The organism is Cupriavidus sp. UYPR2.512 (genome assembly GCF_000379565.1).
Classification (GTDB): domain Bacteria; phylum Pseudomonadota; class Gammaproteobacteria; order Burkholderiales; family Burkholderiaceae; genus Cupriavidus.
The window spans coordinates 1-19,389 of record NZ_KB902909.1 but is presented as its reverse complement, the minus strand read 5'-3'; the positions used below and the strand labels follow the sequence as shown (position 1 = coordinate 19,389).

Below are 19,389 nucleotides of genomic sequence, written 5' to 3'. Positions count from 1 at the left end.
ATGCGGCGCACTGCAACGCCCAACTGGCGCAAGACGCACGCCGGCCTCAGCCTGGTGATGGGCCTGGTCATGTTGATCGTGCTGACACTGCTGGTGGTCTCCGCCGTGCGCCTGGGCAACTCCAGCCTGCGCATCGTGGGCAACCAGCAGGCCAAGGCCGAGGCCAGCGCCGCGGCGCAGCAGGCCATCGAGAAAGTCGTCAGCACGGCGGCCAACTTCTATACGCCTGCCGCGCAGACCTTTGATATCGACGTCAACAATGACGGCGTGGCCGATTACACAGTACAGACCGCGAAGCCGGCGTGCCTGCAGATGGCGCCGGCCGATGGCTACAGCTATGACTTCGCGGGTTCCGCCCCGCAGGATACCTATTGGGACGTGATGGCCGTTGCCACGGACAAGCGTGGCAGCGGTGTCTCCGTTACCGTGCACCAGGGCGTCAGGGTACGGATGGATTCGACTGCCACCTGCTCATAAGGGCGGCAGCGCGTGGACCAGAACAAAAGAGAACTTATCAGAATCGCCGGGGGTTACGTGATGTCAATGTTCCGACTCTTGCGGGGCTTCGTGCTGGCCGCGCTGGTGGTCATGCCTGTTGTCGGCCATTCCGACGACACGGATATCTTTGCCCCGTCGACGAGCACCGCCCAGGCGGCCCCCAACATCCTGTTTGTTCTGGACAACACGGCGAACTGGTCCAAGGCCTCTCAGCAGTGGGTCGGTTCGCCGACCCAGGGGCAAGCCGAGCTGCTGGCCATCAAGAAATTCGTCGGGAGCCTGAAGAAGCCGACCAACGTTGGCCTCATGATGCTGACGGTCAACGGCTCCAGGCGAGATGGCGGGTACGTGCGATTCGGCATCCGCGACATGATGAACACCGCAAACAACCAGGCCTTCCAGGCTATGCTTGCGGGCGTTGCGAGCGACAACAACGACTACAACGTCAACTCGCCTGACGAGAAGATCGACCAAAGCTCGGGCAGCTACGCCAATGCCTTGTATGAGGCCTGGTTGTATCTGACAGGGGCGGAAAACAGCTGGGCGGGGATGGATCCGCTTGCGGACTACGCGGGCAACCCTGGCACCAGCAAGGACAACCTGACTACGTCGGCGATCGGCAAGCTTTCCAGCGGGTTTGCCTACAAGGGATCAGCCAACGGATCCGGATACAACAGCCCGCTGGGAGGCGGCTGCGCACAGACCTATATCATCTTTATCGGCAACAACCGGCAAGGTGTGATGCCGCCGGTGCCGGCGACCACGGATCCTGCCGTGACTACGCTGCGCAAGTACAACGTCTCGACCTCGCCGGATATCCAGTCGGCTTGGGCGCACTTCCTCAAGACGCGTCCGGATCTTGGCGTCAACACGACAGCAGCCACGAACGGATCGGTCATGACGTTCACGATCGACGCCTACAACGCCCAGAGCAATCCGGACTTCACCACTATGATGAAGAACATGGCGAGGCAGGGCACGGAAACCAACAGCGGCTACTTCCAGGCGGGCAGCGACGTGGAGCTGGAGACCGCGCTGAACAAGATCCGTGACCGGATCCTGGACACCAACTCCGTGTTCGCTTCCGTATCGCTGCCGGTGTCGGTCAGCGTGCGGGGCACCTACCTGAACCAGGTCTACCTGGGCATGTTTCGTCCCGATGCCCTCTCGAAGCCGAACTGGGTCGGCAACCTGAAGCAGTACCAGCTGGGCGTGGATAAATCGACTACGCCCCCCACCGTGTTCCTTGCCGATGCGCTGAATGCCGCGGTTGAGAACGCAAAGACCGGCTTCGTCAATCCCGATGTGACCAGCATCTGGACGACCGCCTCCACTTTCTGGGACGCCACAAACTACCCGGGCTCGCAGGGACGGGGCGGACCCTCGGACGCGCCGGACGGCGATCTGGTCGAGAAGGGGGGGGCGGCGCAGTTCCTGCGCACAACGTTCAAGTCGAGCCAGGCAACCCGGCAGGTCTATACCTGTACCGGCACCTGCATCGCTGGTTCGCAGTTGAAGAGCACGCCGTTCAGTACGGCGAACAGCGATATCGTAGCGACAACATTAGGATTGCAGAGCACCGCGAACAAGGAGCCCGTGATCAACTGGGTGCGAGGCGGCAATACCCTGGTCGATGACCCGGCCGTCGCCAACCCTTCGCCGGCGCCGACCTACAATATCCGCGGTTTCGTCCACGGCGATGTGCTGCATTCACGTCCGGCGGTGATCAACTACAGCCGGACTGCCGACGATGTGGTGGTGTTCTACGGATCCAACGACGGCATGCTGCACGCCGTCAAGGGCGGACCAGCCGGCAGCAGCGAACTCTGGAGCTTCATCCCTTCCGAGCATTTCCCAAAGTTTGCCCGCATGTATAACCATGATCCGGCCATTTCCTCGACATCGCCCAAGCCCTATTTTGTCGACGGCTCGGCAACGGTCTATACCTATTCAAGCAAGAGCGACGGCATCATCGATGCTTCACGCGGCGACAAGGCCTATCTGTTCCTGACCATGCGGCGCGGCGGCCGCTTCATCTACGCACTGGACGTAAGCGATCCCAGCGCGCCCAAGTTCCTGTGGAAGCGTAGCAATGCCAACAGCGATTCGACTGAACTTGGTCAGACCTGGTCGGATCTGCGCGTGGCCAAGGTGCGCACCAGCAACGATCCGGTGCTGATCTTCGGGCTGGGCTACGATCCGGACGCAAACGACCCGGTCGTCCAGACGCAGGCGAAGATGGGGCGCGGCGTGATGGTCCTGAACGCTCTCAGCGGCGAGGTCGTGTGGCAGGCCGGGCCTTCGGCCACGACCGGTGACAAAGGCTTGAACGTACCGGGTATGGCCTATGCGATGCCGGCCAACATGGCCATCATCGACTCTGACCGCGATGGCTATATCGACCGGATCTATGCGGCCGATACCGGCGCCAACATCTGGCGCATCAACATCAGCGATGCAGACACCAAGAAGTGGACGGTGGGCCTGCTGGCTTCCCTGGGCGGTACCGGCGCAGATGCGCGCAAGTTTCTCTATGCGCCCGATGTCGTGCCGCCCCCCGTCGGGACGAATCCTGCCTATGACACCTTGCTGATCGGATCCGGCGACCGCGAGCATCCGTTTGATACCACCATTCGGAACCGCTACTACATGATCCGGGACAATCACGCGCTCAACGATCAGCGCGCCACAGCGATTGCCGAGGGTGCGCTGGGGTCAAGCTCGGTGACTGACGGGCAACTCTATGATGCCACCGCCAACCTGGTGCAGCAGGGCACGACCGAGGAGCGGGCCCAGGCCAAGGCGGCCCTGACCGCGGCAAGCGGGTGGTATATCGTGCTGGGAGCCGGCGAGAAAGTCGTCAGTGGCTCGACCACTCTCTCGGGCACCGTGATGTTCGGCACCAACACTCCCAAGGCGGCTTCCGCAAACGTGTGCACCAGCGATCTGGGCATCGCCCGCATCTACCAGCTGAACTACCTCGATGGCTCCGCCACGGGCGAGCTCAACAAGACCACTGGCCTGACCAGCGACGACCGCTTCCAGGAACGCGCCGGCGGCGGGTATCCGCCCACGCCGGTGCCGGTGTCGGTGAGGATCGGCAACGATGACTACAACGTCGCCATCAGCGGCACGCAGGTGATCAGCCCCCCCGGCCCTAAACTCGGCCGTCGTTATCGCATCTATTGGCGCAGGGGCATTGATTGATCGGCGGGAGCGCTGGTCGCCCGGTCTTCCTCCCACCACCCACCCCCCAACGCCTGCAGCAGCGCCGCCGAATCCGCCAGCCGGTCGGCGCGCGCCTGCGCCAGTTCCAGCGACGCCTGGCGCGACTGCCGCTCGGCATCCAGCACCGCCAGCTGGCTGATGCCGCCGAGCCGGTACTGCTCCGACACCACCGCCAGCGTATCGCGCGCCTGCCGCGCGCTGTCGGCGCGTTCGCGCAGCGCGGCGGCATCGGCTTCTAGTGCACGCAGTGAATCGGCCACGTTCTGCAGGCCCTGCAGCACGGCTTGCCGATACGCGGCCAGCGACTGCTCATAAGCCGCCTCCGCTGCACGCTTGCGCGCCTGCAGCTCGCCGCCCCGGAATACCGGCTGCACCAGCCCCGCGGCCAGGCTCCATACGTTCAGGCTGCTGAACAGGTCGCGCGCCGCGGTGGCCTGCGTGCCGCCGCTGGCGCTCAGCGTGATCTGTGGATAGAGGTTGGCGGTGGCCACGCCGATATTGGCCGAGGCCTGGTGCAGCAGGGCCTCGGCTGCGCGGATATCGGGGCGGCGGCGTGCCAGCGTGGCGGGCAGGCTGACCGGCAGCGTGGCGGGCAGGTGCAAGTCGTCCAGGCGGAATTCGGGCAGGCCGGCCGAAGCCGGCGTCTGGCCGGTGTAGACCGCCAGCTGGTGCCGCGTGGCGTCGAGCTGGCGTTGCAGCGCCGGCACCAGTGCCTGGGTTTGCGCAAGTTCCGCACGCTGGCGCTGCACGTCGACACGCGCCACGCCGCCGGCGCGCAGCCGTTCTTCGGTGATGCCCAACTGGCGCTGCTGGGCTGCGGCGACGGCGACCGTATCGGCCAGCTGCGCGCGCAGGCCGGCTTCGCGGATGGCTGCGGTGGCCACGTTGGCGGCCAGCGCCAGGCGCGCGGCTTCCAGTTCATAGCGCTGGTAGTCCACCGCTGCCTGCAGTCCCTCCAGTTCGCGCCGCTGGCCGCCGAACAGGTCGAGCACGTACGACACCTGCACCGTCGCGCCGTACAGCGTGAACGGTCCCGGGCTGGGGATCGCGGTGATGCCCAGGGACTGGAAATCGACCTGCTGGCGCGTGGTGTTCAGCTTGGCGTCGACAGCAGGCCAGCGCGTCGCGCCGGTGCGCGCGGCCAGGTTCTCCTGCGCCTCGCGCAGCCGGGCGCGTGCCTGCCCGAGCGTCGGGCTGGCATCCAGCGCGCTGCGGATGGTGGCGTCCAGCGCCGGGCTGCGGAACAGCGACCACCACTGCGCGGGCACGTCGGCGCCGGCGGCCAGGGTTTGCACGTGGGATTGCCCGCCCGCGTCGGCGCTGTCGGCCGCAACGGTTGCCACCGGCTGCGGGCCCGGCACGTAGCCGGTGTCGTCCGGCGGCGCGGGCGCGCGGAAGTCGGGGCCTACGGCGCAGCCGCACAACAGTGCCGCGGCGGCAAACAGAGGCGTGAGTCGTTGCATGGCCACCCCCTTCAATCCAGCGTGCGGCGGTAGAAGCGCACCGCGATCGCCATCACCACCACGATGAACAGCGCCATCGGCCAGACATTGGGCCAAAGCTCCGTCCAGCCGTTGCCCTTGAGCAGGATGCCCCGGATGATGCGGTGGAAGTACGTCATCGGCAGGATGTTGCCGATGGCCTGCGCCCAGCCCGGCATGCCCGCGAACGGGAACATGAAGCCGGATAGCAGGATGTTGGGCAGGAAGTAGAAGAAGGTAAGCTGCATCGCCTGCAGCTGGTTCTGCGCCAGCGACGACAGCGTGATGCCGACCGTCAGGTTGGCCGCGATGAACAGCAGCGCCGCCATGTACAACACCAGGACGGAGCCGAAGAACGGCACCTGGAATACCCAGCGCGCGGCGATCAGCACGATGGTGGACTGGATCAGGCCGATGAAGATGTACGGGACGATCTTGCCGGTCATCACCTCGATCGGCTTCACCGGCGTGGCGAGCAGGTTCTCCATGGTGCCGCGCTCGCGTTCGCGCGTCATGGCCAGGCCCGTCATCATGACCATGGTCATGGTCAGGATCACGCCCATCAGCCCCGGAATGATGTTGTACTGCGTGATGCCTTCGGGGTTATAGAGCCGCTGCACTTGCACGTCGAAGGGCGCCTTGCCGCCGGCCAGCGGCGCGAGCGATCCTTTCAGGTCGGTGCGCGCGACGCTGAACGGCAACTGCGCGAGCGCCGCAATGGCGGCGCCGGTGGCCGACGGGTCGGTCGCGTCCGCTTCCACCACCAGCGCGGGCCGTTCGCCGCGCAGCAGCTTGCGCGTGAAATCGGGCGGTATGTTGACCACGAACTGCACGTTGCCCTTCATCAGCGCCTCGCGCCCGGCCTTTTCGTCGGGCAGCGTGCCCACCACCTTGAAGTAGGTGGAGTGCTCCATGCCGGCAATGAACGAGCGCGTGAACTCGCTCTGGTCCGCGGCGATCACCGCGGTCGGCAGGTGGCGCGGATCGGTGTTGATGGCAAAGCCGAACAGCAGCAACTGCATGATGGGCAGTCCGACGATCATGGCGAAGGTGACGCGGTCGCGCCGCAGTTGCAGGAATTCCTTGAGCACGATGCTCCACCACCGTTGCAGCGAGATGCGCTGCCGCGCGGCCGGCTTGCGGGCGGTTGTCATAGCGTGTCCCTGGCCTTGCGGGCCGCCATATTGTCTTCGGCCCCGCTCATCATGTGGATGAAGACGTCTTCCAGGCTGGTCTGGGTTTGCTCGACGCGCCGGCCCGGGCCGGCCAGCCGCGCGAGCGTGTCGGCCAGCGTCTGCGCATCGCGCCCGGTCACATGCAGCGCGGTGCCGAAGGCCACGGTCTGCTCCACGCCGGGCGCGCCCTGCAGCTGCTCGGACAGCACGGCGAGGTCGTCGCCTTCCACGCTCCAGGTCGACAGGTTCTGGCTGGCCACCACTTCATCGGCGGTGCCCTGCGCCAGCAGCTTGCCGTAGGCGATATAGGCCAGCTTATGGCAGCGCTCGGCCTCGTCCATGTAGTGGGTGCTGACCAGCACCGAGATACCGCGCGCGGCCAGTTGGTGCAGGTGTTCCCAGAAGTCGCGCCGGGCCTTGGGGTCCACGCCCGCGGTGGGCTCGTCGAGCAGCAGCAGCTCGGGCTCGTGCAGCAGGCAGGCCGCCAGCGCCAGCCGCTGCTTCCAGCCGCCAGACAGCGCGCCGGCCAGCTGCGCCGAGCGCGAGGCCAGGCCCAGGTCTTCCAGTGCGCGCTCGACTGCCTCGCGCCGGTTCGGCATGCCGTAGACGCGCGCGACAAAGTCCAGGTTCTCGCGGATCGACAGGTCGTCCCAGTAAGAGAACTTCTGCGTCATGTAGCCGACGCGGCGCTTGATCTCGTCAGATTCGCTCCGGATGTCGTAGCCCAGGCAGGTGCCCTCGCCGGAATCGGGCGTCAGCAGCCCGCACATCATGCGGATCGAGGTGGTCTTGCCGCTGCCGTTGGGGCCGAGGAAGCCGAAGATCTCGCCGCGCGCGACCTGCATGCTCAGGTCATTGACCACGTGCTTGTCGCCGAAGTGCTTGTTCAGGCCGCGCACGTCGATGGCGAGTGCGGCCGCGCCGCCGTTCGCTGTGGTGTTCATTGCCGCACCACTTCGACGGGCTGGCCCGGCCGCAGCTTGGGCGCATCGGCCGCCGCCGGGCGTGCTTCGACCAGGAACACCAGCTTGCGCCGCGTCTCGTTGCTGTAGATCACCGGCGGCGTGTATTCGGCCTCGTTGGCGACGTAGCTGATGGTGGCCGCCACCGGCGCGGCGCAGCCGTCGCAGCGCACCCGCACCGCCTGGCCGTTGCGCAGCGCGCCCACTACGGTCTCAGGCACATAGAAGCGCACCTTGACGTTGCCCGGCGGCAGCATGCGCACCACGGGGCTGCCCGCCGGCACCCATTCGCCGAGGCGGTAGGGCGTGTCGTAGACCAGCCCCGCCTGCGTCGTGGCCACGGTCTTGCGCGACAGCTTCCACTCGGCCTGCGCCAGCGCCGCGCGCGCGGCGGCCACCTGCGCGGCCTGCGCGGCTTGCTGCGCATCTCGGCCCGGCAGCCGGGCCACGTCGATATCGCGCTGCAGTTCGCGCACACGTGCGGCGTCGCTGCTGGCCTGTGCGCGCGATTCGTCGAGCTGCGCCTGCGCGATGCCGCCGATCTCATACTGGCGCTGGTCGCGCCGCAAGGCCGCGGCACTGCGCTGCGCCTGGGCCTGAGCCTGCGCCAACTGGGCGCGGCTGACCTCGACTTCGACCGGGCGCTTGCCGGTCTTCATGTCTTGCAGCTGTGCCTCGGCTGCGCGCAACTGGTCCTCGGCCTGCTGGCGCGCGGCGCGCTCGTCGTCGGATTCAAGTGCAAACAGCGCGGCGCCCTGGCCGACCTGCTGGCCGCGCTGCACCGACAGCGTGTCGAGGCGCCCGGCGAACGGCGAGGCCACGCTGACGAATTCGCCTTCGACATAGCCTTGCCAGGTGTCGGCGCGTTCACGGCTGCAAGCGGCGACCAGCAGCACCGCCGCCAGCGCGGCAAGCACCGCTGCCGGCAGTTGCGGGCGGGTGGGATGGGCGTGGTTCATGAGGACTCCGGAGAAAGCCTGGACGTGCCGGCGTCGGGCGCCGGTGCCAGCCCGTGCGTCAGCAGCGCGGATACATGGCGCACCAGCGTGTCGGTATCGACCGCTTCGCCGCCGGGCAGCCGGCGCCAGATATGGGTGGTGGCCAGCGGCAGCAGCGTCAGGCCGATCAGCGACGGCATCACCAGCGCCGGCTCCAGGCCGCTATTGAGCTGCCCGCGCGCGATCGCGGCCGCCAGCGGCGCGCTCAGTGCGCCGGCGCGCTGCAGCGCGAAGCGTTCCAGCGCGCGCTCGCGCAGGGCGCCGTCGGCGCTGGCGACTTCGCGGATCCACAGCCCGGGAAACCAGGGCGTGGCGGCCGCGGTGCGGATCAGCCGGCCGGCGATGCCGATCAGCATGGCCATCGGCTCGGCCTCTCCGGCGGCAGCGAAGACACTAGCCACCAGCGGCTGCAGCTTTTCCTCGACCACGGCGTCCAGCAGCAATTCGCGGTCGCTGAAGTAGTAATGGACCAGTGCTGGCGTCACGCCCGCCTGGGTGGCAATCGCCTTGACCGGGGTGCCGGCCACACCCTGGCGCGAGAACAGGTCGGTGGCTGCATCGAGGATGCGTTCGCGCTGGCCGGGCTGCCCGGCCGCAGGACGACCGGGGCTGCGGCGGGCGGAGGGTTTCGGTTTGGCGGACGGGCGCGGCATGGGCAAACGGATGCAAGCGGTCTCCATTGAATATTAATTTTTTCGTTAATTAATTCAAGGGCGGTTACAACGTCGGCCTTCCGGCACACTCTTGGCAGGTAGACATGTCATGAGCGCTTGGCTATGCTGCGGGCGCCGGCGCGCGCCGTTTCCGACACTTCCCTTGCTGACCGCCTCTGCCGATGCCGTTCCCGCTACTTGCCACCGCTCACGTTCGTGGAGCGCTCCGTTTTCGTCGTGTGCTGGCCGCGCTGACCTGTTGCGCGTGTCTGCCAGCGATGGCGCAGCAAGCGGAGCCGGTGCCAAGCCCGGCTGAAGCGGAGAGCCCGTTTGCCTTTCATGGCCAGAGCACCTACATCTGGCAGCGCAAGCCATCATTCGGCGCGGCATACTCCGGGCCCAACAGCCTGGGTACCGAACGGGCCAAGAGCTACTCGTTCAGCGCGACGCTGGATCTGGGACTGAAGCTGTGGCAGGGCGCGGAGTTCCACTTCAACCCGGAAGCCACGCAAGGCGTGCCGTTTTCCGGCTTGCACGGCCTGGGCGGCTTGTCCAACGGTGAACTGGGCAAGGCCGCCAGCACCAACCCGGTGTTCTACAGGGCGCGCGCCTTCGTGCGGCAGACCTGGGGCCTGGGCGGCGGCAGCGAAGCGCTGGAGGCGGATTTCAACCAGTTTGCGCGCACCGTCGACCAGCAGCGCGTGGTGCTGACGGCGGGCAACTTTGGCGTGCTGGATGTCTTCGACCAGAATGAGTTCGGCTCGGACCCGCGCACGCAGTTCATGAACTGGTCGTTCATGGCGCATGGCGCCTTCGACTATCCGGCCGATGCGCGCGGCTATAGCTGGGGCCTGTCGCTGGAATACATCGGCGACGGCTGGTCGGCGCGCATCGGGCGCTTCCTGCAGCCGCTGGAATCCAACGGGCTGCGGCTAGACACCCGCATGTTCGAGCACTACGGCGACATCATCGAAGTGGAGAAGCGCTACCAGCCGGCCGGCCGGCCCGGCACCGCCCGGCTGCTGTGGTTCCGCAACAAGGCGCGCATGGGCGCGTTCAGCGATGCCATCGGCTTCGGCATGGCCAATAGCACTACCCCGGACGTCGCCGACGTGCGGCGCGAGCACGCCAAGAGCGGCGTGGGCGTGACACTGCTGCAGCAGGTCACCGATTCACTGGGGATGTTTGCGCGCGCCAGCCTGTCCGACGACAAGACTGAGACCTATGCCTTCACGGAGATCGGCCGCCAGGTGTCGGCGGGCGGCGTGCTGAAGGGCGATGCGTGGGGACGGGCGCGCGATGCGCTGGGCGTGGCGGTGGCGATCAACATGCTCGGCCCGAACCACCGCAACTACCTGGCCGCGGGCGGGCTGGGCGCGTTCCTGGGCGACGGTGCGCTGCGCTACGGGCCCGAGCAGATCCTGGAGATCTACTACAGTTTCCAGCCGGTGAAGTACCTGAGCATCAGCCCGGACTTTCAGTTCGTGCGCAACCCCGGCTACAACCGCGACCGCGGGCCGGTGAAGTTCTACGGGGTGCGGTTTCACGGGGAGTTCTGAAGCTCCCCGCCAGCGCCTACTGCCGCGCGTTGCGCTTGTTATCCGGCCACGCCGTGTTGTAGTTGGTGCGGAACGGATTGATATCGAGCCCGCCGCGGCGCGTGTAGCGCGCGTAGACCGCCAGCTTGACCGGCTTGCATTCGCGCATCACGTCCATGAAGATCCGCTCCACGCACTGCTCGTGGAACTCGTTGTGGTTGCGGAACGAGATCAGGTACTTGAGCAGCCCTTCCTGGTTGATCGGCGCACCCACGTAGCGGATCTGCACGCTGCCCCAGTCCGGCTGGCCGGTGACCAGGCAGTTGGACTTGAGCAGGTGCGACACCAGCGTTTCCTCCACCGGGGCTTCTTCCTGGTCCGCGCCGAGCAGCTCGGGCGCGGGCTCGTAGCGGTCCACCTCGATATCGAGCCGGTCCAGCAGCAGCCCGTCGAGTTCACCCATCTTCTGCGTGCCCAGGTCCGCCTCAGTCACCAGCCGCACCTGCACGGTGCCGCCGGTGGCTTCGGACAGGTCGTGGTGCAGCAACTGCTGCAGCGCCTCGGGTGAAGCAATCCTGGTCTGGTTGAACGAGTTCAGGTACAGCTTGAACGACTTGGACTCGATGATATTGGGCGTGTCCGACGGGATGATGAAGCTGGCCAGCGCCACCTGCGGCTTGCCCTTCAGGTTCAGCCACGACAGTTCGTACGCGTTCCAGATATCGACGCCAAAAAACGGTACCGGCTTGCCTTCGGGCAGGCCGATCTCAGTGCGCTTGGGCTGGCGCGGGATCGGGAACAGCAGTGAGGCGTCGTATTCGGTCTTGTAGGCCGAGGGCTTGCCCAGCGGCGAGTGTTCAGGGAGGCTCATGGGGCGCTCAGCAGGTGTCAGGACAGGAACAGCTTGTACACCGGGTTGTCAGTTTCGTCCCAGTGTACGTAACCCAGGGTCGAAAGGAAGGCGCGGAAGGCGCGCTTCTCGTTCTTCGGCACCTGGATGCCGACCAGGATGTTGGAGGTATCCGCACCCTGGTTGCGGTAGTGGAACAGGCTGATGTTCCAGTTCGGGCTCATGCTGGACAGGAATTTCATCAGCGCGCCGGGCCGCTCCGGGAACTCGAAGCGGTACAGCAGCTCGTCATGCGCCAGCGCCGAGCGCCCGCCCACCATGTAGCGGATATGCTGCTTGGCCAGTTCGTCGTTGGACAGGTCCAGCGTGTCGAAGCCATGCTTGCGGAAGCTGGCGGCGATCTTGTCGTTCTCGGCGCGGCTGGCGATCTGCACCCCGACGAAGATGTGCGCCATGCTGGTATCGGCGATGCGGTAGTTGAACTCGGTCACGTTGCGTGTGCCCACCAGCTCGCAGAAGCGCTTGAAGCTGCCGCGCTCCTCGGGGATGGTGACGGCGAACACGGCTTCGCGGGCCTCGCCCACCTCGGCGCGCTCGGCGACAAAGCGCAGGCGGTCGAAGTTCATGTTGGCGCCGCAGGCGATCGCCACCAGGTGCTGGCCCTTGAGTTTCTCGCGCTCGGCGTAGGCCTTCAGGCCCGCCACGGCCAGCGCGCCGGCCGGCTCCAGGATGCTGCGGGTGTCCTGGAACACGTCCTTCAGGCCCGCGCAGATGGCGTCGGTGTCCACCAGGATGATGTCGTCGACCAGCTCGCGCGTGATGCGGAAGGTCTCCTTGCCGACCAGCTTGACCGCGGTGCCGTCCGAGAACAGCCCCACTTCCTTCAGCTCGACGCGCTTGCCGGCGTCGACCGAGCGCTTCATCGCGTCGGAGTCCACCGTCTGCACGCCGATCACCTTGATCTCGGGGCGCACCGCCTTGATGTACGAGGCGATGCCAGAGATCAGCCCGCCGCCGCCGATGGCGACGAACACGGCATGGATCGGGCCCGGGTGCTGGCGCAGGATCTCCATGGCGATGGTGCCCTGGCCGGCGATGACCTCGGGATCGTCGAACGGATGGATGAAGGTCAGCTTGTGCTTTTTCTCCAGCTCCGCGGCATGGTTGTAGGCGTCGCTGTAGGACTCGCCGTGCAGCACGATTTCCACCCACTGGCCGCCGCGTTCGCGCACGGCGTCGATCTTCACCTGCGGCGTGGTGACCGGCATGGCGATGATGGCCTTGCACTGCAGGCGCGCCGCGGACAGCGCCACGCCCTGCGCGTGGTTGCCGGCCGAGGCGGCAATCACGCCGCGCTTGAGTTCTTCCGGCGTCAGCGAGGCCATCTTGTTGTATGCGCCACGCAGCTTGAAGGAGAAGACCGGCTGGGTGTCCTCGCGCTTGAACCAGACCGAATTGCCGGTGCGCGCCGACAACAGGTGCGCGTAGGTCAGTTCGGTTTCCTGCGCCACGTCGTAGACCTTGGCGGTCAGGATCTTCTTGAGGTAGTCGGGTCGGGCGGCGGACATGCGGGTCATGGTCTCAGGGCGGGCCGTGGGGCGGCGCAAAAAAAAGGCGGAAATTCTGACGGAAACCGTCAATGATAAAGGATGGCGGCGACTTCCACCCGACCCGGGCGACGCTCCCGCCGCCCGCGGAGGGCGGCCCGGGCCGCGCGGAGGGTGCTTCTCGTGTGGATGACGATGCACTCGCGAGGATGCGGCGAGCCAGGGCGAAAGCGGGGCCACGGACCGGCCCCGGACTTGCATCGAGGCCGGATTGCGTGGGCGCCATGTAGGACGGCGCCCGGTGGACGCCGGTCAAAACCACGTGTTACGGTGTAACGCGATGCCACAGCTACCGCTAATCGAACCCAATACCGCCCTGTTTCTCGACTTCGACGGCACCCTGGCCGACCTGGCCCCGCGCCCGGAGCTGGTGCAGGTCGAACCCGAACTGGTCGGCACGCTGCACACGCTATTCGAGCGTCTGAACGGCGCGCTGGCCGTCATCTCCGGACGGCCGATCTCTGAACTCGACCACTTCCTGCAGCCCCTGCGGCTGCCGGCCGCCGGCGTGCACGGTGCTGAATTCCGCACCGACGGCGGCATGGTGTCCAAGACTTCCGCCCCCGGCCTGGAACCGCTGATCCCCCACCTGGAAGCGCTGGTGCGCGCCTATCCCGCGCTGCGGCTGGAGCGCAAGTCCGTTGCCGTCGCCATCCATTACCGCCAGGCGCCTGAACTGGCCGGCGTGGTCGATGCCGCGGTCACCGAAGTGCTGCGCCATGCCGTCGGACTGGAGGCGCTGCCCGGCAAGATGGTGGTCGAGATCAAGCCGGCCGGCGTCGACAAGGGCGACGCCATCGCCGCATTCATGAAATCTGCGCCCTTCGCCGAGCGCGTGCCGCTCTTTGCCGGCGACGACCTGACCGACGAGCCAGGTTTTGCTGCCGTGCGCAAGCTCGGCGGGCTGGGCGTGCTGGTGGGCCAGCGCGAGACCGTGGCCAGCGTCAGCGTGTCCGGGCCGGCCGCGCTGCGCAGCTGGCTGCACCGCTCGGCCCGCGCGCTGGAAGGCGCCGGCGGCCAGCCCCGCGCCGTGCCGAATGAGGCCGAGCCAGGCCCGGCCCGGCGCACAACGACATCCTGAGGGAGATATCGCTGTGACCAATCCGAGCAGCCCGAGCGAACCGGGCCAGCCGCCGACCGAAGGCGTGCACAAGACCGTGGACGGCGGCAGCCGCTTTGCCAATCCGTCGTTGTCGCTTGGCATGATCGGCAACTGCGCCATCTCTGCGCTGGTAGACTGCCGCGGGCGCATTGTCTGGTCGTGCCTGCCGCGCTTTGACGGCGACCCGGTGTTCAACGCCCTGCTCGACCCGAGCGAGAACGCCGGCCATTTCTCGATCGAGATCGAGGACTTCCAGTCGGCGCGGCAATGGTACGAGCCCAATACCGCGGTGCTGCGCACGCGGCTGACGGACATCCACGGCAACTGCCTGGAAATCACCGACTTTGCGCCGCGCTTCTTCCGGCTGGGGCGCTATTTCCGCCCGACCGCGCTGGTCCGGCGTATCCGCCCGGTGCGCGGCGCGCCGCGGGTGCGCGTGGTGGTGGCGCCGCGCTTCGAATGGGGCCGCAAGGTGCCGGACATCACGCGCGGCAGCAGCCATGTGCGCTACATCGGCGAAGCCATGACGCTGCGCATGACCACCGACGCGCCGATGGCCTATGTGCTGTCGCATACGCCGTTCCTGGTCACGCGCGGGCACAACTTTATCCTTGGCCCGGACGAGACCCTCGCGCACGGCGTGGAAGAAACCGCGCGCGACTTCGAGCAGGAGACCACCGCCTACTGGCGCCTGTGGAGCCGCCGCCTGGCGGTGCCTTGCGAATGGCAGGACGCGGTGATCCGCGCGGCCATCACGCTGAAGATGTCGCTGTTCGAAGAAACCGGCGCCATCGTCGCGGCGATGACCACCAGCATCCCCGAGGCGCCGGGCAGCGGCCGCAACTGGGACTACCGCTTCTGCTGGCTGCGCGACGCCTTCTTCGTGGTGCGCGCGCTCAACAGCCTGTCCGAGGTCGGCACCATGGAGGATTACCTGCGCTGGTTGTCCAACGTGGTGATGCAGTCGCAGGACGGGCATATCCAGCCGCTGTACGGCATCGGCCTGGAGCGCGAGCTGCCTGAAAGCATGCTCGACCATCTGCCCGGCTACCGCGGCATGGGCCCGGTGCGCGTGGGCAACCAGGCGCAGGAGCACTTCCAGCACGATGTCTACGGCAACGTGGTGCTGGGCGCGGCCCAGGCCTTCCATGACCACCGGCTGCTGCACCGCGGCGGCCCCGCTGAATTCCGCCGGCTGGAAGAGGTGGGCGAACAGGCAGTGAAAGTGTTCGGCACCCCCGACGCCGGCATGTGGGAGCTGCGCACGCGGGCGCGCGTGCATACGTCATCGGCGCTGATGAGCTGGGCCGCCTGCGATCGCCTGGCCAAGGTTGCAGACAAGCTGCAGCTGCAGGCGCGCGCCGCCTACTGGCACGACCATGCCGACCGCATGAAGGCGCGCATCCTGGCCGAATCCTGGAGCGAAGAGCGCCAGGCCTTCGCCGAAAGCTTCGGCGGGCGCGAGCTGGATGCCAGCGTGCTGCTGATGGCCGAGGTCAATTTCATCGAGCCGCGCGATCCGCGCTTCATCGCCACCGTCAAGGCGCTGGAGGCATCGCTGTGCAACGGCCCTTATATGCGCCGCTACGAGGCGCCCGACGATTTCGGCAAGCCCGAGACCGCATTCAACATCTGCACGTTCTGGCGCATCGATGCCCTTGCGCGCATCGGCCGGCGCGAAGAAGCGCGCGAGATCTTCGAATCGATGCTGGCCGCGCGCAATCCGCTGGGGCTGCTGTCCGAGGATACCCATCCGGTGACCGGCGAGATGTGGGGCAATTTCCCGCAGACGTATTCGATGGTCGGACTGATCAATGGCGCGATGCGGCTGTCGGCGCCGTGGGACACGGTGATCTGAACCGCCTGCGCCCACGGGATCCACGGCAACCAGAACAGAGGACTCCAAAAACAACATATGCCAAGACTTGTAGCGGTATCCAACCGGGTTGCCGATCCCCGCAACGTGGCGGCGGGCGGCCTCGCCGTCGCGCTTTCCGAAGCCCTGCGCCAGACCGGCGGCATGTGGTTCGGCTGGAGCGGCAAGGCGCTGGAAACCGCCCAGGGCGGCACGCCGGGTGAGGGCGACCTGCACCTGCAGCAAGCCGGCAACGTGACGCTGGCCACAGTCGACCTGAGCCGCGAGGACCACGACGCCTACTACCTGGGCTACAGCAATGGCGTGCTGTGGCCGGTGTTCCACTACCGGCTGGACCTGGCGGATTTCGACTCCAACTTCCTGAACGGATACCGGCGCGTGAACCAGCTGTTCGCGCGCAAGCTGGCGCCGCTGCTGCAGCCCGACGACATTATCTGGATCCATGACTACCACCTGATCCCGCTGGCGTCAGAGCTGCGCGCCATCGGCTGCGGGCAGAAGATCGGCTTCTTCCTGCATGTGCCGCTGCCGCCGCCGCTGATCCTGGCCGCCATCCCGCAACACGAGTGGCTGATGCGCGCGCTGTTCGCCTATGACCTGCTCGGCTTCCAGAGCCATGCGGATGTCGAGCACTTCTCGCGCTACGTGCAGGCCGAAGCGCAGGCCGAGCCCATGGGCGAGCACCGCTACCGCGCCTTCCACCGCACGGTGCGGGCGCAGGCCTTCCCGATCGGCATCGACGTCGACGAGTTCATGGAGCTGGGCCGCGGCGCGGATGCGCAGGAAACCTACGAGATGATGTGCGCGCAGTACGCGCGCCGGCGGCTGCTGCTGGGGATCGACCGGCTTGACTATTCCAAGGGCCTGCCGCATCGGCTCAAGGCGTTCTACCGGCTGCTGGCCGAGTATCCCGAGAACCGATCGAGCGCAACGCTGGTGCAGATCGCCGCGCCCTCGCGCGAGTCGGTGGATGCCTACGTCGACCTGCGCCGCGAGATGGAGCAGTTGAGCGGCGCCATCAACGGCGAGTTTGGTGAGCTGGACTGGATGCCGGTGCGCTATATCCACCGCACCACCGCGCGCAAGCGCCTGCCCGGCCTGTGCCGCGCCAGCCGCGTGGCGCTGGTGACGCCGCTGCGCGACGGCATGAACCTGGTGGCCAAGGAGTTTATCGCCGCGCAGGATCCGGAGGATCCGGGGGTGCTGGTGCTGTCGCGCTTTGCGGGCGCCGCCGAGCAACTGCGCGAGGCGCTGCTGGTCAATCCGTACGATACCCGCGCCACCGCGCAGGCGATCCAGCAGGCGCTGCACATGCCGTTGGCCGAGCGCCAGCAGCGGCACCAGAAACTGCTGGAGCGCATCCGCGCGCAGGACGTGCACTGGTGGAGCGGTGAGTTCCTGCGCGCATTGACTGAGACCGAAGGGGCCTGAGGCGCGGGCTGTTCTTCCGGTCGGGGAGCATGACCATGAGTGAAGACCTGGCAGCGCAATCGTGCACGCCTTGCCGTGGCGGAGTGCCGCCGTTGACGCCGGCCGAAGCCGAGGTTTTATTGCAGCAGGCGCCGGGGTGGGAGCTGGTCGATAGCGCGACGCGGCTCGAACGGCGTTTCACCTTCAGCAATTTTGCGCAGGCGCTGGCGTTCGTGAACGGCGTCGGGCAACTGGCCGAGGCGCAGGGGCATCATCCGGAGATCAGCTTTGGGTGGGGGCATGCCACGGTGTCGTGGCGGACCAAGAAGATCAAGGGCTTGCACCGGAATGATTTCGTCATGGCGGTGAAGACGAATGGGGTGGCGGAGGGGGTGGGGTGAGTTGTAGGGGGAGGCGTGCGCTTGGGTGCTTGGGCTTGTGGGGATGCGGTCGGGTGTTGCCCTTGGCAGGCGCGGCTGTTTCGCCGGCGTAGCCGGCGAGTCACTTTTTGTCCGAGCGACAAAAAGATGGAATGAACGCGCCCCTGCCTCCGAGCAAAGCACCGGGAGTTTCAGTTGTGTATCTGGGGACCGTGACAGGGGAAGGCGGGCCCCCCATCACGAAACGGCATCGATGTGCCAGAGTGGGAGTGTGACCAACCACGCGAGGATGGAGGGCCCGAAATGAATACTACGACTTACGGCCTGGACATTGCAAAGACTGTGTTCCAGCTCTACTGGGTCGAGCCTTCCGGGAAGTGTTTCAACCGACGCTTCAGCCGGCCGAAACTGATCGAATTCCTTGCCCAGCGCGAGCCGGGACGCATCGCGCTCGAGGCGTGCGGCAGTGCCCACTGGTGGGCCCGCCAACTGGAGGGCTTGGGGCATGAGCCGGTGCTGCTGCACGCCAAGTACGTGCGTCCGTTCGTGCAGACCAACAAGACCGATGCGGCCGATGCCAAGGCCATCTGGACCGCAGCGCAGCAGCCGGGCATGCCGGTGGTGGCCGCCAAGACCGAGCCGCAGCAGTGCGTACTGGGCCTGCACGCGCTGCGCCAGCTGCGCGTGAAGATGCGCACCATGCTGGTCAACCAGCTGCGTGGCATGCTGTTCGAGTTTGGTATCCAGGTCCAGCCCGGGTTGCGACGCGGGCTGCAGGAAATCGTGCAACGGATGGACGAACTCGAACAGAGCGTGCCGCCGTTGCTATTCGAGTTCGTGCGCGAGCAATTGCAGAGCATCGAACGGCTCGACGAGGAGATTGCCCGCCTGGAGCAACGCATCGACGCCTGGGGTCGGCAAAGCCGATCCTGCCGGACCATTCTGGCCATCCCGGGCGTCGGCATGCTCACTGCCACGGCCATGGTCGCCACCATTGGCGACGTGCATACCTTCAAGTCGGGGCGGCAACTGGCGGCGTACCTGGGCCTGGTGCCCAAACAGACCGGCACGGGCGGCAAGGTCTGGCTGGGCGGCATCAGCAAACGCGGCGCCCCCTACCTGCGCACCTTGCTCGTTCACGGCGCTCGGGTCGTGCTGAGCCATCTGCGCAGAAAGAACCAGCCTAGCTGGAGCCTGACGCTCGCGCAGCGACGGCCGACGAATGTCGCGGCGGTTGCCCTGGCCAACAAGACGGCGCGCACGGTGTGGGCGCTCTTGGCGCATGAGCGTACCTATGACCGAGACTACGTCTCGGTCAGGCCTGCCTGACGGCAGGCTGAGCTAGCAAGGAAGGAGGAAAGGAAGGAACCCGTCCACAGGTTGCAACGGTAACGTCAACGTGATGGCAAAACAGGTTGGACCGCGGGAGTGCAAGCCCAATTGGTTACTGGTGCCTGCAAGCACGGCAAAAAGATAGGGACACTCCCGGCGCAATCCATCAGGGCCCGCAGGCTGAGCCTGCACCGCAAGGCCGGATATAAGGCTGCAGCCAATCCTGTCCACGCTTGATGTTGGCTTTACCTGGCAAACCGGGGCGCGTTCATATAAGTAACCAAAAAACGCGTCGCCTG

Annotated in this window: 15 protein-coding genes; 8 read left to right on the top strand and 7 right to left on the bottom strand. The window is 66.6% G+C overall.

Translation table 11 applies throughout. The annotated features are described in order from the left end of the window. The gene (locus A3A5_RS0110075) at nucleotides 1-477 is read left to right on the top strand and encodes a PilX N-terminal domain-containing pilus assembly protein (protein WP_157637181.1); all 477 of its coding nucleotides are present in this window, start codon (nucleotides 1-3) and stop codon (nucleotides 475-477) included. Nucleotides 478-489: 12 nt separating this feature from the next. Beyond that, on the top strand, nucleotides 490-3,705 hold the full coding sequence (locus A3A5_RS0110070) for a pilus assembly protein (protein WP_232431307.1): 3,216 nt from the start codon (nucleotides 490-492) through the stop codon (nucleotides 3,703-3,705). Here A3A5_RS0110070 and A3A5_RS38140 read toward each other — a convergent pair. Genes A3A5_RS38140 through A3A5_RS0110045 form a run of 5 tightly spaced genes read right to left on the bottom strand, consistent with a single transcriptional unit; the run spans nucleotide 3,681 to nucleotide 8,995 of the window. Continuing rightward, a complete protein-coding gene (locus tag A3A5_RS38140; protein WP_035812236.1) occupies nucleotides 3,681-5,189 on the bottom strand; it encodes an efflux transporter outer membrane subunit in 1,509 nt (502 codons plus the stop codon). The two genes, A3A5_RS0110070 and A3A5_RS38140, sit on opposite strands and share 25 nt — an antisense overlap. Before the next feature lie 11 nt (nucleotides 5,190-5,200). Further along, a complete protein-coding gene (locus tag A3A5_RS0110060) occupies nucleotides 5,201-6,361 on the bottom strand; it encodes an ABC transporter permease (protein WP_018310458.1) in 1,161 nt (386 codons plus the stop codon). Next, entirely contained in the window at nucleotides 6,358-7,326 is a 969-nt protein-coding gene (locus A3A5_RS0110055) for an ABC transporter ATP-binding protein (RefSeq protein ID WP_018310457.1), read from the bottom strand. The genes A3A5_RS0110060 and A3A5_RS0110055 overlap by 4 nt, the downstream gene beginning before the upstream one ends. Then, a complete protein-coding gene (locus A3A5_RS0110050; protein ID WP_018310456.1) occupies nucleotides 7,323-8,303 on the bottom strand; it encodes an HlyD family secretion protein in 981 nt (326 codons plus the stop codon). The genes A3A5_RS0110055 and A3A5_RS0110050 overlap by 4 nt, the downstream gene beginning before the upstream one ends. Continuing rightward, nucleotides 8,300-8,995 carry a TetR/AcrR family transcriptional regulator gene (locus A3A5_RS0110045; RefSeq protein ID WP_018310455.1) on the bottom strand — a complete coding sequence of 232 codons (696 nt, stop codon included), beginning with the start codon at nucleotides 8,993-8,995 and terminating at the stop codon, nucleotides 8,300-8,302. The genes A3A5_RS0110050 and A3A5_RS0110045 overlap by 4 nt, the downstream gene beginning before the upstream one ends. Nucleotides 8,996-9,177: 182 nt before the next feature. On the opposite strand from A3A5_RS0110045, the gene A3A5_RS0110040 reads away from it, so the two are divergent. Beyond that, nucleotides 9,178-10,554: a carbohydrate porin gene (locus A3A5_RS0110040; protein ID WP_035812222.1), complete on the top strand. Its 1,377-nt coding sequence runs from the start codon at nucleotides 9,178-9,180 to the stop codon at nucleotides 10,552-10,554. A 16-nt stretch (nucleotides 10,555-10,570) separates the two neighbouring features. Here A3A5_RS0110040 and queF read toward each other — a convergent pair whose 3' ends face one another. Both queF and ilvA read right to left on the bottom strand, forming a co-directional pair. Continuing rightward, the gene (gene queF, locus A3A5_RS0110035) at nucleotides 10,571-11,404 is read right to left on the bottom strand and encodes an NADPH-dependent 7-cyano-7-deazaguanine reductase QueF (RefSeq protein ID WP_018310453.1); all 834 of its coding nucleotides are present in this window, start codon (nucleotides 11,402-11,404) and stop codon (nucleotides 10,571-10,573) included. A gap of 17 nt (nucleotides 11,405-11,421) precedes the next feature. After that, complete coding sequence (gene ilvA / locus A3A5_RS0110030; RefSeq protein WP_018310452.1) at nucleotides 11,422-12,960, bottom strand: threonine ammonia-lyase, biosynthetic; 1,539 nt, start codon at nucleotides 12,958-12,960, stop codon at nucleotides 11,422-11,424. Nucleotides 12,961-13,270: 310 nt separating this feature from the next. Here ilvA and otsB point away from each other — a divergent pair, with 310 nt between their 5' ends. From otsB to A3A5_RS0110005, 5 genes are all read left to right on the top strand, one after another. Next, the gene (gene otsB, locus A3A5_RS0110025) at nucleotides 13,271-14,071 is read left to right on the top strand and encodes a trehalose-phosphatase (protein ID WP_013955517.1); all 801 of its coding nucleotides are present in this window, start codon (nucleotides 13,271-13,273) and stop codon (nucleotides 14,069-14,071) included. Nucleotides 14,072-14,084: 13 nt separating this feature from the next. After that, nucleotides 14,085-15,950 carry a glycoside hydrolase family 15 protein gene (locus A3A5_RS0110020; protein WP_018310451.1) on the top strand — a complete coding sequence of 622 codons (1,866 nt, stop codon included), beginning with the start codon at nucleotides 14,085-14,087 and terminating at the stop codon, nucleotides 15,948-15,950. Between the two features lie 57 nt (nucleotides 15,951-16,007). Then, nucleotides 16,008-17,399 (top strand): alpha,alpha-trehalose-phosphate synthase (UDP-forming), encoded by a 1,392-nt coding sequence (gene otsA / locus A3A5_RS0110015; protein WP_026200632.1) that lies wholly within the window; start codon nucleotides 16,008-16,010, stop codon nucleotides 17,397-17,399. Between the two features lie 35 nt (nucleotides 17,400-17,434). Further along, nucleotides 17,435-17,779, top strand: a complete 345-nt coding sequence (locus A3A5_RS0110010) for a 4a-hydroxytetrahydrobiopterin dehydratase (protein ID WP_026200631.1) — start codon at nucleotides 17,435-17,437, stop codon at nucleotides 17,777-17,779. 282 nt (nucleotides 17,780-18,061) lie between these two features. Beyond that, nucleotides 18,062-19,087, top strand: a complete 1,026-nt coding sequence (locus A3A5_RS0110005) for an IS110 family transposase (protein ID WP_018310448.1) — start codon at nucleotides 18,062-18,064, stop codon at nucleotides 19,085-19,087. Nucleotides 19,088-19,389 lie beyond the last annotated feature (302 nt).

Bases quoted from the DNA above. Each gene is read 5' to 3' on its own strand.
- A3A5_RS0110075 (WP_157637181.1), top strand. From the start codon at position 1: ATGCGGCGCACTGCAACGCCCAACTGGCGCAAGACGCACGCCGGCCTC.
- A3A5_RS38140 (WP_035812236.1), bottom strand. From the start codon at position 5,189: ATGCAACGACTCACGCCTCTGTTTGCCGCCGCGGCACTGTTGTGCGGC.
- A3A5_RS0110060 (WP_018310458.1), bottom strand. From the start codon at position 6,361: ATGACAACCGCCCGCAAGCCGGCCGCGCGGCAGCGCATCTCGCTGCAA.
- A3A5_RS0110055 (WP_018310457.1), bottom strand. From the start codon at position 7,326: ATGAACACCACAGCGAACGGCGGCGCGGCCGCACTCGCCATCGACGTG.
- A3A5_RS0110050 (WP_018310456.1), bottom strand. From the start codon at position 8,303: ATGAACCACGCCCATCCCACCCGCCCGCAACTGCCGGCAGCGGTGCTT.
- A3A5_RS0110045 (WP_018310455.1), bottom strand. From the start codon at position 8,995: ATGCCGCGCCCGTCCGCCAAACCGAAACCCTCCGCCCGCCGCAGCCCC.
- A3A5_RS0110040 (WP_035812222.1), top strand. From the start codon at position 9,178: ATGCCGTTCCCGCTACTTGCCACCGCTCACGTTCGTGGAGCGCTCCGT.
- queF (WP_018310453.1), bottom strand. From the start codon at position 11,404: ATGAGCCTCCCTGAACACTCGCCGCTGGGCAAGCCCTCGGCCTACAAG.
- ilvA (WP_018310452.1), bottom strand. From the start codon at position 12,960: ATGACCCGCATGTCCGCCGCCCGACCCGACTACCTCAAGAAGATCCTG.
- otsB (WP_013955517.1), top strand. From the start codon at position 13,271: ATGCCACAGCTACCGCTAATCGAACCCAATACCGCCCTGTTTCTCGAC.
- otsA (WP_026200632.1), top strand. From the start codon at position 16,008: ATGCCAAGACTTGTAGCGGTATCCAACCGGGTTGCCGATCCCCGCAAC.
- A3A5_RS0110010 (WP_026200631.1), top strand. From the start codon at position 17,435: ATGAGTGAAGACCTGGCAGCGCAATCGTGCACGCCTTGCCGTGGCGGA.
- A3A5_RS0110005 (WP_018310448.1), top strand. From the start codon at position 18,062: ATGAATACTACGACTTACGGCCTGGACATTGCAAAGACTGTGTTCCAG.